Genomic DNA, 15,112 nt, shown 5'->3' with positions numbered 1-15,112 from the left:
ATTATTCATTTTTGCATTCTAATTTTTGACCGTATCAACAATGGGATTTTTTAATTTTTTAACGCAGGAAATCGCGATTGATCTAGGTACAGCTAACACGCTGATAATACATAATGACCAAGTGGTTGTGGACGAGCCTTCCATTGTAGCGATAGAACGGGCTAGCGGCAAAATTGTGGCGGTTGGTAAGAAGGCCATGATGATGCACGAAAAAACTCACGAATATCTTCGTACTATACGTCCCCTGAAAGATGGTGTTATTGCGGACTTCAACGCCGCAGAGGGCATGATCAGGGAACTGATAAAAATGATTTACCCTAAGAAACCTTTGTTTGCTCCAAGCTGGCGAATGGTGATCTGCATTCCTTCCAGTATTACTGAGGTGGAAAAGAGAGCCGTACGTGACTCTGCCGAACAGGCGGGAGCCAAAGAAGTTTACCTCATTCATGAACCAATGGCAGCGGCCCTGGGTATTGGCATCGACGTAGAAGAGCCTGTGGGTAACATGATTATCGATATCGGAGGTGGTACCACCGGTATCTCCGTTATCGCATTAGCCGGTATTGTTTGTGACCAAAGTATTCGTATCGCCGGTGACGAGTTCACCGCTGATATCATGGAAGCACTCCGCCGCTATCACTCCCTGCTGATCGGTGAAAGAACCGCTGAGCAGATCAAAATTCACATCGGGTCAGCCCTGAAAGAGCTGGATAACCCACCTGATGACATCCCGGTTAATGGTCGTGACCTGGTGACAGGTATTCCTAAACAGATCATGGTATCTTACCAGGAAATCGCCGAAGCACTGGACAAATCTATCTTTAAAATTGAGGAAGCCATCCTGAAAGCGCTGGAAACAACGCCTCCTGAGCTGGCATCAGATATTTACCGCAGAGGACTTTACCTGACCGGTGGCGGTGCGCTGCTCCGTGGCCTGGATAAACGCCTCGCCCAAAAAATCAAATTGCCTGTGCATGTTGCCGACGATCCACTGCGTGCAGTAGTGAGAGGTACCGGCATCGCACTGAAGCATGTGGGTAAATATCCGTTCCTGATGCAATAAACCTATTTTGAGATTTAGGGTAACAGCACTCCTGTTACCCTAAATCAATACATCTCAAAATTCTAGCGCGCTTGTGCGAAACCTAATCATTTTCTTAAGGCGATATTTCAACTTCTTCTTATTTCTGCTGCTGGAAGTGATTTGTATTGTATTGGTCTTTCAAAACAACAGCTTTCAGCGTACCGCCTACATTAACTCCGCCAATAGCATTAGCGGAAAGCTGTACGACAAATACAACAACGTTCAGTACTACTTCCACCTCAAAGCCACCAACGATAGCCTCGTAGCCGAAAATACCCGCCTGCACAATGCCATCGCAAGCAGCTTCGATAGTATTACCACCACCAACGGGGTTAAAATCGATACCATCCGCAAATACAGCGATGATAGTACCCGTAAGGTGATCAGCACGGAAATACGCAAATACAACTACTCAGCGGCCAAAGTAGTGAACAACTCACTGAATAAGCCAATGAACTATATCACCATCCACCGCGGCAGCAAACAGGGCATCCGCCCCAATATGGGCGTGATCAGCTCCAGTGGCGTAGTTGGTGTGGTGCGCAGCGTTAGCGATAACTATGCAGTCATCCTCTCCCTCCTGTCTAAATCCAATTCCGTATCCATCAGCGCCAGATTGCAACATGGTAAGGAAATGGGCTCCGTACACTGGGATGGCGATGATCCTGAATATGCTACCCTCCGCGATATCCCTAAAAGTGCCGTCATGCATAAAGGCGATACCGTGGTTACCAGTGGCTTCTCCGCCCTCTTCCCCGAAAATATCCCCATCGGATATATCGTAGGATACCTGCGCGGCGATAAATCCAGCACCTCTCGCCCGGTTAAGCTGAAGCTGGCTACCAACTTCTATAACCTGCAATACGTTTACGTGATCGAGAACCTGCTGAAAGACGAACAACAAAGTTTGGAAGACTCGACTTACAAGCTGATTAAATGAGTATACTGTTAAGAAATATTATCCGATTTGTGCTGCTGTTGCTGATCCAGGTATTCGTCCTGAACGAAATCCTGCTGCATCAGCTGGTTAGTCCGTATATATACATGCTGTTTATCCTGGCACTGCCCTTCAATCTCCCACGCCCCGCCTTACTGCTGCTGGGTTTGCTGATGGGCCTCTCCCTCGATATGTTTATGAATACCATGGGTATGCACGCCGCAGCATGCGTGTTTATTGCCTACCTGCGCCCGTTTATCATCAACGTACTCTCGCCGCAGGGAGGTTTCGAAACTACCCAGAAAACCCCGTCCATGACCAGCATGGGCGTGTCCCAATTCCTGATCTATGCAGCCATCCTGGTATTTCTGCATCACGCTGTTTACTTCACATTAGAAGTATTCGGCTTTGCCAACCCGTTATACCTGTTGCTGAAAATTATTTTATCCTCCGCAGCCAGCCTTTTCCTCATTATTCTTTACGAAATGTTATTCTTTTCGAGAAAATAACGGAAATCATATATGGCTGATCGTAGGATCAATTGAAGGTTTAAATTTGCAAAAGCTACAACAATTGCATGTCTGTTTTTAATCAGCCCAGGAGAAGAGTAATTCAATTGATCATACTCGGCATGATGTCTATTATCATTGTCCGATTGTTCTTTCTGCAGGTGGTGGAAAAGAAATACGCGAAACTCGCGGATGCCAACGCCGTACTCAGAAAAGTGGTTTACCCGAGCCGCGGTATCATCTACGACCGTAAAGGGAGAGCCATCCTCAGTAACGATGTACTATACGACCTGGTAGTAACTCCCAGAAGCGTAAAGAATATCGATACCGCCTACATGTGCACCATCCTCAAAATCGATAAGGAAGAATTCAAAAAGAAAATCGCCGACTGTATCAAGAAAAATGGTCCTGTACGACAAACCGTGTTCATGTCTCTCCTGCCAGCCGAAGTATATGGGCAACTTCAGGAAAGCATGTACCTCTTCCAGCCAGGTTTTGAACTCATACCCCGACAAATACGCTCCTATCCATACGGCGCCGGCGCTAATATCCTCGGATATATCGCTGAGATTTCGCCTACCATGCTGAAAGACTCCAACTACGCTTCGTATAACTCCGGCGACTATCTCGGTTTCACCGGGCTGGAAAAAACATATGAAAGCGTGCTGATGGGACAGCGTGGAATCCAGTATCTCGTTAAAGACAACCTTAACAGGCCACAAGGCCCATACGAAAACGGAGAGTTTGACAGTGCAGCCGTTGCGGGGAAAAACTTACGTCTCTCCCTGGATATAGAACTACAGGCACTCGGTGAAAAACTCATGCACGGGAAAATCGGTAGCATAGTAGCCATTGACCCTTCCGATGGCGGTATCCTCGCCATGGTCAGCGGCCCGAGCTTCGATCCAAACCTGCTCACCGGCTCCTACAGAAGCGCTAACTTCAACCGGCTGTACCAGGATACCACCCTGCCGCTGTTTAACCGTGCCATCCAGGCGCAATACCCGCCAGGATCCACCTTTAAACCAATGATTGCACTGGTGGGACTGGATGAAGGCGTGATCACGCCGAGCACCGGCTACCCTTGCGGTGGTGCCTACTATGGCTGCGGCCGGCCTATCAAATGCGAACACCATGACGCTGGGCACGCTGCTAATCTACGCCTGGCCTTGTCCCACTCCTGTAACTCGTACTTCTCCCATACCTACCGGCTCAGTGTAGACGCCGCAAAATGGGGTGGTATTCGCGTAGGTGGTATGCAGAAATGGGCCGATTATATGAACAACTTCGGCTTCGGACATAAGATTGGTGTGGATATCCCCAGTGAGAGACCGGGCCGTATCCCTGATAAAAAATACTACGACGCTAAATATAAAGGCTCCTGGAACTCCTGTACCAACGTATTCCTCGGTATCGGCCAGGGTGAGGTGGAAACCACCCCGCTGCAGATGGCCAACGCCATGTGTATCGTGTCCAACAGAGGTTCTTTCTTTATCCCGCACTTCGTGAAAAGTATTGATAACGACAACACCCACCTGCTGGATAAATACAAAGAGCGCCATGTGGTAGCTCACATTTCTGATACCGCCTACAGTGCCGTAATCCACGGTATGACTGACGTAATCGAAAGTGGTACTGGTCGTGGGGCACAAATTGAAGGAATAACCATGGGAGGTAAAACAGGTACCGCGGAAAACTACGCCATCGTAGATGGTAAGCGTACCAAAATGCCTAACCATGCGCAGTTCGTGGCATTTGCCCCGGCGGAAAATCCTAAGATCGCCATCTGCGTGATCGTTGAACGTTCCGGATTTGGTGCTAAGTATGCCGCGCCTATTGCCTCTCTGATGATTGAGAAATACCTGAAAGATTCCATCTCTTCCAATCCCAGAAGGCAGGCAATCCTGAAAACCGTACTGGAAACAGTGACCATTCCGGAAGCTATGAGAGCTAAATCCAAACTCGACTCACTTAACAGTACCGTTATCAAAAAAAGACCATAACAATAACCCATAAACGCACAAACAGATAAACAGATAATGAACCGCCCGCAAACCAAATTGACGCAAGGGATCGACTGGCCAATAGTTGGCCTGTACCTGGCATTGGTGATCATCGGATTGATGTCCATTTTTGCTGCGGAGTACAGAGGAGATGACAATATCTGGCAAAACATCATCCACCTGAATAAAAACTATTCCAGGCAGCTGATGTGGTTCGGTATTTCTATTGTTGTAGCATCGGTCATATGGCTGACCGACAGTAAGTTCTTTACTGCCACAGCCAACCTGGTTTATGCATTTGGGATATTGTTGCTGCTATTAGTATTGGGGATAGGTAAAGATGTAAAAGGCTCGCATTCCTGGCTGGTACTCGGAGGTTTCCAGTTCCAACCGGCCGAGCTGACCAAGCTATGTACCAACCTGGCCCTTGCCAAATATCTCAGCTCACAGGAAACAGACTTTAATAAACTCCGCTCCAGGCTTATTGCAGCTGCTATTGCACTGGTGCCCGCAGGTATCATCATCCTGCAGTCAGAAACAGGGCTGGCACTGGTATACTTCTCCTTCTTCCTGGTAATGTACCGCGAAGGCCTGCCGGGAGTACTGTTAGTAATAGCCTTCTCGGGCATCGTGTTGGTATTATCTGCCCTGCTGGTGGATAAAATGATACTGTTTATTATCTTCTCGGTCATCACCGCGCTGGTCATATACTTTAGCCGGCGTGAGATAAAACGAAAGCGGAGCCGGCTCCTGGTCATCCTTGGTATCTACGGTTTCTGCTCGCTCTTCGTAATGTTTATAGTGCCGTTTGCTTTTACAAAAGTCCTGAAGGACTACCAGGTGCGCCGTATTGAGGTAATGCTGGGTAAAGAAAACGATCCGAAAGCAACCTATAATACCCGCCAGAGTATGATTGCTATTGGCTCGGGGGGCTTCTGGGGGAAAGGTTACCTGAAAGGAACCCAAACCCGTTTCGACTTCGTACCGGAACAAAGTACTGACTTCATCTTCTGTACCATCGGGGAAGACTTTGGTTTTGTTGGTAGTGTACTGTTTATCGCCATCTATGTGGCCCTGCTCTTCCGGATTATCCACGTGGCGGAGCGACAGCGATCGACATTCACGCGAGTCTATGCCTATGGGGTAGCCAGTATTATTTTCTTCCACCTGGCCATCAACATCTCGATGACGATAGGTCTGGCGCCGGTGATCGGTATCCCGCTCCCACTGGTGAGTTATGGAGGTAGCTCCTTGCTGGCGTTTACCATGTTAATATTTATTATGCTTCGACTGGATGCAGACAGGCAGATGGTTCTGAGATAAGATTTTATTTTTTATCGGAAGAGGGGAAAGCACCGTTGGTGCCTTCCCCTCTTCCGATTTATACCACCACCGCAGGTGGTGATATAAATCGGATCAAACTACTTAGTATCTTTGTTCAATGGCACGTATTATACCATTATCCGAAGGGTCATTTACCGTAGACGGAACCAAGCAATTCACTCCATTTAACCTGGAGACAGACAAGATGCAGGACAGGCCACATGGCTCGCTCCTGGTAGAGATTCAGCCATTTCTGGTAATTACTGACAGGGATTATATCCTGTTTGATGCTGGCTTGGGCTTTCGCAACAACGATGGCGTGATGCAGATCCACCAGAACCTGATCAACGAAGGGATTAATCCAATGGAGATCACCAAGGTAATGATGAGCCATTTGCATAAGGATCACTCCGGCGGCATTTCGTCGGTAGACCCAATTACCGGAGAGCGTACGCTTTCTTTTCCCAGTGCTACCTATTATGTGAATAACGAGGAGATGCTGTATGCCCTTGAGCATGCGGGCAAATCCTATCATTCAGAAGATATTGTGATTTTGCAGCAGCGTGATAATATTGTGTTTACCACCGGCAATGGCACCATCGATGGGTATATCCATTACGAAGTTACCGGCGGGCACTGTCCTTATCACCAGGTTTTTCTGGTTGATGACGGGGAGGATAAAGTATTTTTTGGTGGAGATGTAGCCCCTCAGATTTCCCAGATGAAAAACCGCTTCGCTGCCAAGTATGATTATGATGGTAAACGCAGTATGGAATTGCGTCAGGAGTTCCTGGAGCGTGGTAAAAAAGAAGGCTGGACATTTATGTTCTACCATGACGTTAAACAACCAACCGCGAGGTTTGAATAAAATAATATGATATGTACAGCCGCTATACGAGTTTTAGTTTAAGTGGGCAGTCGTATATCAATACTGAACAATTTGAAGGCCGCGACTGGGCGGCCTTCAGCATGTATACCAGTGCCGTGGTGCATGAATTGCTGGTGCCGGATACGGTGGTGAATCTGGTGACTGCCGGGGAAAAACGGATGTATTGCGGCAACAGGGTGATTCACTTACGGCAGGGGGATATCCTGGTGATCCCTGCAGGCTCACTGGTAAGTTCTGAAATTTTGCATGCTGGCGAGGGTTTCAGCAGTTTAAATGTTATAATCCCTGATGAGGTCATTACCACTACTCCGGTACGTTATTCTTCTTTTGTTTCGGGAGAGATGCAATTGCTGCCTGGCGGTAATTGCCAGGCACTGCTAAAGGGCGTTTTATCTGCATTGCTCAACAAATCCGGGGTGAACCTTCATCCGCGGGAGTGGCAGTCGCGCATATGGCGTGAATTGCGGTCGCACAGTGCTTTGGCGGCAATGCTACAGCGGCTTTCGCAATCCCGTATGGACCCGTTGATGGAACAGTTGAGCACAGGCATATCTGATATCAGGGAGATGGAAGACCTGGCCCGGGCAGGCTGCATGAGTGTGGCTACACTCAAGCGCCGGTTCAGGGCATTATATGGTTGTGGGCCCATGGAGTGGATCTGGAAGATGCGATTGCAGCGTGCGGGTTTGTTGCTGCGTTCGGGGCAGGAGCCGGTGCGGGATATCGCGTATAGCACTGGGTTTTCGGATGTATCGCATTTTTACCGGTTGTTCAGGAAACAATACGGCGTTACGCCGGTGGCGTGGCGAATGAATAAGGGATGTGATCAAGGCCTTGGGGCTTGATAAGGAGAAAATGAGCTTTTTAGCCAATGGCACTTCAGTCGTGAATGGTACTTTGTAATCAAAAAAAGATGACGGACAAACAAGCATTTGGACAAGCCTGGGTGGCTGCCTGGAATTCACATGATATAGAAGAGATTATGTCGCACTATGCGGAGGATATTGAGTTTTACTCCCCTGTAGTGCAGCGGTTAAACAATGAACCAAGTGGCCGGTTATCCGGGAAGGAGGCGTTGCGTGCTTACTTTCTGCGGGGACTGGCGGCTTATCCGGATTTACATTTTGAGTTATATCATATACTTGAAGGCGTAGGTTCGGTGGTGTTATATTACAAGAGTATCAATAATAGTTTGAGTGCGGAGATGATGGTGCTGAATGAGGAAGGGTTGGTGAAAGAGGTGCGGGCCCATTATAAACAGCAATAGTCCAACATGGACTTACAACAAAAAGCCCTCGCCAAAGGCGGGGGCTTTTTGTTGAAAAAAAGTTTAATGTTTTGGTTTCTGGAACTGTTGCTGATTTATTCGCTGGGCTCTTTTATTGCTATTGAGATGTCGGATCATCATGCGTCTGAATTCCTGTTCGCTGCTAAAAACGGCGCTGGCTTTCCTGGCGGGCAGTACGCGTTGGAACTCGGCTGTATAGCGGGTTTTAATGTCCAGCATTCGCTTGTCATAGCCGAGGTCTTTATCCATATTGCTTCTGGCGATGGCATCAGCATCGAGGCCGCGGGCGGCTTTATCGTTTAATTTCTTGTTACGTTGTTTATCCGCGATGAGTTGATCGATTTCTCCGCGGTAGTTGTTATATACCGGCCAGAATTTCTGGGCTTCATCGGGGGTAAGGTCCAGTGTACGTGCGATGTAGGCTATTTCTATTGATTTAAGCTGCTGCTTGGCTGCATCGTCTTGCTGGGCAAAGGCGCGGGGGATGCAGGTGAGCAAAACGGCAATAAAAATCAATATGCTGTAAAAATTTCTCATTTATTACTCATTAGGTAATTCATCATTAGCTAGCGAGGCTTCCAGCATATAATGCTGAAGGAGTTCGCCGGGTACTGTTTCATGGATCTGTTTTTCCAGTTGCGGTATGGCTGCTGATTTTGCCGCTTGCGCAAAGATAGTTTCGTTATCAAATGCATCTGCATGGTTTTGCAGATAGGCGATGATGTCTTCGTCACTGATGGCAGTCAGCTGGTTTTCGATGTCGCTGTAATCGTGGTGGTAGTGTTCTTTTCCGATAAAGAAGAGTGCACTTGTACCAAGGATGGCGATGATGCTGGCAGCAGCGGCCCACCGGGTCCATGTAGCTTTCCGGGTTTTACTAATGGGTATAACCGGGGTAGGTTCGGTAATAGCCGTTTGAATATGGTTAAAATAGTTTTCCGGTAGTGAGAAGGGGGTAGTTTTGGGCAGGGCGGCCAGAAAGGGCGACACTGCTTCTAATTCTTCAACTACGGAAAGATCCTGGCTGTGCGCCACCTGGCTGAGTATAGCAGCAGGCAGCTGTTCGAAGTAGTTTTCGGGAGGTGGAGAAAAGGGGGTACGTTGCGACAGGGAGGCGTTTACCGCATCCTGTAAGCGAATTTTGTCCGCAATAATTTCCGGGAGCTGATCAAAGTAGCCGGTGGGTACCGAAAACGTTTGATCTGCCGGCCAGTTGGCCCCGGGAGCTATCTGCAGTAATTCGTTTAATATGTCGTTCCCTTTTTTCATTACTGTTTTTAGACAGTTAGTCAAATAAATGGTTTAATTAGATTTTAATCTTCTTCCAAAAAACTTTAAAAAACCCTTAAAAAGGTGGTGTGGCTAAACTTTTTCAGGTGTTTTTTATATATTCCTCGATTTTTTTTACAGCGTGGTGGTAAGAAGCTTTGAGCGCTCCTTCGGAGGTATCCAGTACTTTGCTCATCTGTTCGTAGGGCATTTCGTCGTAGTACCGAAGGTTAAATACAATCCTTTGTTTTTCAGGTAATTGCAAGATGGCTCGCTGCAGTTTCCATTCTAACTTATTCGGGTCAAACTGCGTGTCTGCCTTTAATTTATTGCTGAGCCCGGATTCTACATCTGTGAGGGAAACAGACTGTTTACGTTTCTGTTGCTCCAGGAATGTGAGAGATTCGTTGGTGGCTATTTTATAGAGCCAGGTGTAGAGCTGTGCGTCTTCCCTGAACCCTTCGAGATTTTTCCAGACTTTAATAAATACATTCTGTAGTACGTCGTTAGCATCGTCATGGTCAATAACGAGGCGTCTCACGTGCCAATACAGCCGTTCCTGGTATTTTTTGATGATTAGCGTAAAGCCTTGCTCCCTGGTTTCCGCGTTGCGGTATATGGCCAGTAGTGATTTATCGTCCTGTGAAACAGCCATAGGTTAAATGGTTCATGACAGGTTTAGTACTCAAATTAGATAAAAAAAGTCGGTGTAGGTTTAATGTAAGGTTGGTAAGTTTTTGAACAGTGCCTTCGGCACTGTTCAAAAACTCAATTCCCCTGCACCTTCGGTGCAGGGGAATTGATCATAAAAGAAAAGCCACCGGATAACGGTGGCTTTTAATATTTATTTCTTTTTACGTGCTATTGCTTTTTCAGCAGCAGCCACGATGTGGGCCGAATCAAGACCGTATTTGGTGAGCAGTTCAACTGGTTTACCGCTTTCACCGAAGGTATCGTTGGTACCTACGTATTCGATAGGCACTGGAATGTGCCGGGAGGCTACTTGCGCGATGGAATCGCCCAGGCCGCCGAGTACATTGTGTTCTTCAGCAGTAACGGCGCAGCCGGTTTTGCTGAGGGATTTGATCACAGCTTCTTCATCCAGCGGCTTAATAGTGTGGATATTGATGATTTCTACGCTATAGCCTTTTTCTTCCAGGATTTTACCGGCTTCTACTGCAATCCACACCAGGTGGCCGCAAGCGAAGAGGGTGATATCAGTACCTTCATGGAGGACTTGCGCCTTACCGATTTCGAAGGTTTGATTTTCCGGGGTGAAGTTAGGCCATTTTGGACGGCCGAAGCGGAGGTATACCGGACCTTCGTGGTCGGCGATGGCGATGGTAGCGGCTTTGGTTTGATTGAAATCGCAAGGTACGATTACCGTCATGCCGGGCAGCATTTTCATCATCCCGATATCTTCCAGGATCTGGTGGGTAGCACCATCTTCTCCGAGGGTCAGACCTGCGTGGGATGCGCAGATTTTCACGTTTTTATTGGAGTAGGCTACGGACTGACGAATCTGGTCGTAAACTCTACCGGTGGAGAAGTTGGCAAATGTAGTGGTGTATGGAATCTTTCCGCCGATGGTCATACCTGCAGCGATGCCGATCATATTAGCCTCGGCAATACCTACCTGTACAAAACGGTCTGGAAATTCTTTAATAAATGCGTTGAGTTTCATGGAACCGAGCAGGTCGGCTGTCAGTGCCACGACATTAGGGTTTTTGCGACCCACTTCAAGGATACCCTCACCAAATCCGGCGCGGGTTTCTTTTTCATTCAGCGGTTGAATATCTTTTACCATAACGGATTTTTAAAATGATGCGTAAAAGTAAACAATTAGAATGATGAGTTCTAATTACTTAAAACTTTATTACGAAGGCTTACTTCCCACTGCCAGGCGGTGCGCATGCAGTCCTCTATGCCAATTTGTGGTAACCAGCCAAGTTTTTCCTTAGCCTTACTGTTATTGGCATAAATGGCAATCACATCACCCGGGCGGCGTGGGCCCATTACATAATTCAGTTTCACACCGGAAATCTTTTCGAAGGCCAGGATTGCTTCCAGTACGGTTACACCATTGCCGGTACCCAGGTTAAAGATTTCGCAGTTGCTTTCATTTTTATGATCCAGCAGGTATTGGAGTGCTTTGGTATGAGCGGCTGCGATGTCGGTAACATGGATATAATCACGTACGCAGGAACCATCGCGGGTATCGTAATCGGAACCGAAAACGGTCATTTTAGGAATTTTTCCTATAGCCGTTTGAGTGATTACCGGCACCAGGTTATCTGGTTTGCCCAGTGGCAGCTCGCCGATCAGGCCGGATGGGTGTGCACCAACCGGGTTGAAGTAGCGGAGGATGATTGACTGGGTATCGTTTACATGGCTGTAATCCTCAATTATCTGCTCGCCCATTTGTTTGGTACGTGCATAGGGCGATTGCGCTTCACCAATAGGTGTTTCCTCCACTACCGGCAGAGCTTTGGTATTGCCATAAACGGAGCAGGAAGAGGAGAATACGAGGTTAGGAATGTTGAATTCCTTCACGCATTTCAGCACATTGACGAGGGAGGTCAGGTTATTGTGGAAGTACAGTAAAGGATCAGCTACCGATTCAGGAACGGTTTTCAGCGCTGCAAAGTGGATCACCCCTACGATATCCCTGTTTTCATGAAAAACGGCGTGGGTGTCTTCCAGGTTGCACAAATCCACTTTATAATTACGGACTTTCTTTCCGGTAATTTTTTCGATGCCGTCCAACAATTGTGTGGTACTTCTGATGTTGCTGTCAACAGACACTACATCGAATCCATTATTAATCAGATCTACAATAGTATGGGCGCCAATATAGCCACAACCACCGGTAACAAGAACCTTCATGATAATTTTAGATTTACGATTTAATTTTTCAGATCAATTTTTGTTGGAGTACGGATTCAAGATATTGTCCGTAGCCGCTTTTCAGCAATGGCTTAGCCAGTTGCTGTAATTGTGAAGCATCAATAAAGCCCTTACGGTAGGCGATTTCTTCGATACATGCGATTTTGATGCCTTGGCGTTGTTCGATTACCTGTACAAACTGTGAAGCCTGCATGAGGGAGTCGAAAGTGCCGGTATCGAGCCATGCGGTACCGCGGGGTAAGATAGATACTTTTAACTTTCCGCGCTTCAAATATTCTTTGTTAACGTCAGTAATTTCGTATTCACCACGTGGGCTTGGTTCCAGGTTTTTAGCGATTTCCACCACGGAGTTATCGTAGAAGTACAATCCTGGTACGGCGAAGTTGGATTTTGGCTTTGCAGGTTTTTCTTCGATGGATACCACTTTCATATCATCTGCAAATTCCACCACACCATATCTTTCCGGATCGGATACCTGGTATGCATATACGATACCACCATCCGGATTCACATTATTTGCCAGTTGAGTACCTAAACCGGCGCCGTAGAAGATATTATCTCCTAATACCAGTGCAACATTATCAGTACCAATGAATTGTTCACCGATTACGAAGGCTTGTGCCAGGCCGTTTGGCTGTGGCTGTTCCGCATAGCTGAGTTTAAGCCCCAGTTGACTGCCATCACCAAAGAGGCGCTGAAAAGAAGGCAAATCATGCGGTGTGGAAATGATAAGGATGTCCTTGATACCTGCCAGCATGAGTGTAGACAGCGGGTAGTAGATCATAGGTTTATCATAAACGGGCATAATCTGTTTGCTGATCGCGTAGGTAATGGGGTGTAATCGGGTGCCGGAACCGCCAGCCAGGATAATTCCTTTCATTGGTAATTCAATTCAGTTTAGTAATCCTACAAAAATAATAGTTTATGCGTATAAATGTAAGGCACACGTTTGCGTAAAATTTTAATGAAAGCGAATTTATAGCAGTCATGAAACCATAAAAGCAAAAAACCTGCGGCAGGCGCAGGTTTTAGCTTATATTACTCCGGAGGTTATCCGTATAAATTAAATGAAAATACTTACGATAGCATAAGTAATGGCTGCCAGGAGGCCGCTGATAGGGATGGTGAGTACCCATGCCCAGAGCAGACTAACGGTAACGCCCCATCTAACAGCGGAGAGGCGTTTGGTAGCCCCTACCCCCATAATAGCACCGGTGATAACGTGTGTGGTACTGGCCGGGATGCCCAAATGTTCGGTAAAGAACAGGGTTACCGCACCCGCACCTTCTGCAGCTACGCCTTCCAGCGGAGTCACCTTGGTGATACGGGTACCCATTGTTTTAACGATTTTCCAGCCACCGCTCATGGTACCAAGCGCAATGGCGGTAAAGCAGGCCAGGGGAATCCAGTCTGGCATCGCCTTGATATTTGGAATATGTCCGGCAGCCACCATAGCGGCCGCAATGATACCCATTACTTTCTGCGCATCGTTGGAACCGTGCCCAAGGCTCAGGGCCGCACTGGACAACAGCTGCAGGCGCTTGAACCAGTTTTCAGCCTTATAAGGATTGGCCCGGCGGCAGATATTTACAATGATCAGGGTGAAGATGAAAGACACAATCATACCGATCAGTGGGGCCAGGACAATAAAGTAAACGATTGGCAGTACTTTATGATAGTTGATTACATCCAGGGTACCGGCACTGGTTACGGCGGCTCCGATGAAGCCCCCGATCAGCGTATGGGAAGAACTGGACGGGATACCCAGCCACCAGGTGAACAGGTTCCAGGTGATAGCGGCTACAAGGCCACTCAAAATTACTTTCAGTGTAATGAATTGTTCAAAAACCGAGCTGGCAACGGAGTTGGCTACTTTAAACTCTCCAATGATATACTTGGCAATGAAAAACGCAGCAAAGTTGAAAACTGCGGCCCAAAGTACAGCCTGAAACGGCGTCAGTACCTTGGTGGATACTATCGTGGCGATAGAGTTGGCGGCATCATGGAAACCATTGATATAGTCGAAGATGAAGGCCAATATAATAATAACAACTAGTAAGGTCATGGTGATACCGTAATTATACGTTCTGGACAGGCAGGCACTCCTTAAGAGTACTTGATAATAATGGTTTCGATCACATTGGCGCAGTCTTCGCACTTATCAGTAGCGATTTCCAGTGCCTGGTAGATCTCACGCATTTTGATCAGTTCAGCTGCGTTTTGCTCTGTTTCGAACAATTCGGCAATCGCCATATCATAGATATCATCAGCATGGTTCTCCAGGCTGTTGATTTTCACACAGGCATCAGTGATGATACGCATGTTTGACATGGTGCGGAGCTCGTGTATAGCTTTGTGCAGCTCCAGAACACCCAGGTGGATCAGTTCAGCCAGCTTGCGGATGCTGTCATTTATATTATGAACTTTATAAATATCCATTCTTTTGGCAGAACCATGGATATAGTCAGCCACATCATCCAGGGTAGCAGCCAGGTAGTGAATATCTTCACGGTCAAACGGGGTGATGAAGTTCTGCCCCAGCTCAACAAATATACGGTGGGTGTAATCGTCATTTTTGTGCTCCAGGCGCTCGATCAGATGCACTTTATCTTTCCTTACTGCCAGGTCGGTGGTAGCTACCAGCTCGTTCAGGACCTGAGACATTTCTACCAGATTGGAAGCAACATCTTCAAAAAGAGAATAAAATACCCGGTCTTTCGGCATGAATAATTTTACAAAAGAGTTGAAGCCTCCCATACGTTTGAGTTTAAAAATTTGCCGCAAAAATAGGCCGCACATCCCATTACTGCCAATTTCCTGTAGGAATTAATAATTCCTTAACATTGGATTAATATAAAAGTAATATAGCGATTTTTCCTTTGCATTGTCAATTTAACTAATAA

General features: G+C 47.0%; 16 protein-coding genes. 8 read left to right on the top strand and 8 right to left on the bottom strand.

Annotated elements, in window-relative coordinates:
* Positions 1-40 precede the first annotated feature (40 nt).
* From BUB18_RS04285 to BUB18_RS04250, 8 genes are all read left to right on the top strand, one after another.
* Complete coding sequence (locus BUB18_RS04285) at positions 41-1,063, top strand: rod shape-determining protein (RefSeq protein ID WP_073078293.1); 1,023 nt, start codon at positions 41-43, stop codon at positions 1,061-1,063.
* A 73-nt stretch (positions 1,064-1,136) separates the two neighbouring features.
* Positions 1,137-2,024, top strand: a complete 888-nt coding sequence (mreC, locus tag BUB18_RS04280; RefSeq protein ID WP_073078291.1) for a rod shape-determining protein MreC — start codon at positions 1,137-1,139, stop codon at positions 2,022-2,024.
* Positions 2,021-2,530 carry a hypothetical protein gene (locus BUB18_RS04275; RefSeq protein WP_073078289.1) on the top strand — a complete coding sequence of 170 codons (510 nt, stop codon included), beginning with the start codon at positions 2,021-2,023 and terminating at the stop codon, positions 2,528-2,530. Before mreC ends, BUB18_RS04275 begins: the two co-directional genes overlap by 4 nt.
* A gap of 68 nt (positions 2,531-2,598) precedes the next feature.
* The gene (gene mrdA, locus BUB18_RS04270; protein ID WP_073078287.1) at positions 2,599-4,533 is read left to right on the top strand and encodes a penicillin-binding protein 2; all 1,935 of its coding nucleotides are present in this window, start codon (positions 2,599-2,601) and stop codon (positions 4,531-4,533) included.
* A gap of 36 nt (positions 4,534-4,569) precedes the next feature.
* On the top strand, positions 4,570-5,856 hold the full coding sequence (gene rodA / locus BUB18_RS04265) for a rod shape-determining protein RodA (RefSeq protein ID WP_073078285.1): 1,287 nt from the start codon (positions 4,570-4,572) through the stop codon (positions 5,854-5,856).
* Positions 5,857-5,974: 118 nt separating this feature from the next.
* The gene (locus BUB18_RS04260) at positions 5,975-6,724 is read left to right on the top strand and encodes an MBL fold metallo-hydrolase (RefSeq protein ID WP_073078283.1); all 750 of its coding nucleotides are present in this window, start codon (positions 5,975-5,977) and stop codon (positions 6,722-6,724) included.
* 11 nt (positions 6,725-6,735) lie between these two features.
* Positions 6,736-7,590 carry an AraC family transcriptional regulator gene (locus BUB18_RS04255; protein ID WP_073078281.1) on the top strand — a complete coding sequence of 285 codons (855 nt, stop codon included), beginning with the start codon at positions 6,736-6,738 and terminating at the stop codon, positions 7,588-7,590.
* Between the two features lie 68 nt (positions 7,591-7,658).
* Complete coding sequence (locus tag BUB18_RS04250; protein ID WP_073078279.1) at positions 7,659-8,012, top strand: nuclear transport factor 2 family protein; 354 nt, start codon at positions 7,659-7,661, stop codon at positions 8,010-8,012.
* 63 nt (positions 8,013-8,075) lie between these two features.
* Here BUB18_RS04250 and BUB18_RS04245 read toward each other — a convergent pair whose 3' ends face one another.
* The 8 genes from BUB18_RS04245 to BUB18_RS04210 all read right to left on the bottom strand — a co-directional run bounded on the left by BUB18_RS04245 (position 8,076) and on the right by BUB18_RS04210 (position 14,966).
* Positions 8,076-8,570, bottom strand: coding sequence for a hypothetical protein (locus BUB18_RS04245; RefSeq protein WP_073078277.1), 495 nt, complete (start codon positions 8,568-8,570; stop codon positions 8,076-8,078).
* 3 nt (positions 8,571-8,573) lie between these two features.
* Complete coding sequence (locus BUB18_RS04240; protein WP_073078276.1) at positions 8,574-9,302, bottom strand: hypothetical protein; 729 nt, start codon at positions 9,300-9,302, stop codon at positions 8,574-8,576.
* Between the two features lie 103 nt (positions 9,303-9,405).
* On the bottom strand, positions 9,406-9,957 hold the full coding sequence (locus BUB18_RS04235) for an RNA polymerase sigma factor (protein WP_073078274.1): 552 nt from the start codon (positions 9,955-9,957) through the stop codon (positions 9,406-9,408).
* Positions 9,958-10,146: 189 nt separating this feature from the next.
* Positions 10,147-11,109 carry a transketolase family protein gene (locus tag BUB18_RS04230; RefSeq protein ID WP_073078272.1) on the bottom strand — a complete coding sequence of 321 codons (963 nt, stop codon included), beginning with the start codon at positions 11,107-11,109 and terminating at the stop codon, positions 10,147-10,149.
* Between the two features lie 50 nt (positions 11,110-11,159).
* Entirely contained in the window at positions 11,160-12,188 is a 1,029-nt protein-coding gene (gene galE, locus BUB18_RS04225; RefSeq protein WP_073078270.1) for a UDP-glucose 4-epimerase GalE, read from the bottom strand.
* Positions 12,189-12,216: 28 nt separating this feature from the next.
* Entirely contained in the window at positions 12,217-13,089 is an 873-nt protein-coding gene (gene rfbA / locus BUB18_RS04220) for a glucose-1-phosphate thymidylyltransferase RfbA (protein WP_073078268.1), read from the bottom strand.
* A gap of 183 nt (positions 13,090-13,272) precedes the next feature.
* Positions 13,273-14,274, bottom strand: coding sequence for an inorganic phosphate transporter (locus tag BUB18_RS04215; RefSeq protein ID WP_073078266.1), 1,002 nt, complete (start codon positions 14,272-14,274; stop codon positions 13,273-13,275).
* Positions 14,275-14,315: 41 nt separating this feature from the next.
* A complete protein-coding gene (locus BUB18_RS04210; protein ID WP_073078264.1) occupies positions 14,316-14,966 on the bottom strand; it encodes a DUF47 domain-containing protein in 651 nt (216 codons plus the stop codon).
* Positions 14,967-15,112 lie beyond the last annotated feature (146 nt).

The sequence above is a fragment of the Chitinophaga jiangningensis genome, assembly GCF_900142605.1.
In the GTDB taxonomy this organism is placed as follows: Bacteria; Bacteroidota; Bacteroidia; order Chitinophagales; family Chitinophagaceae; genus Chitinophaga; species Chitinophaga jiangningensis.
Note: the sequence above shows the minus strand (reverse complement) of the source record. Positions and strands in the feature narration are given on the sequence as shown.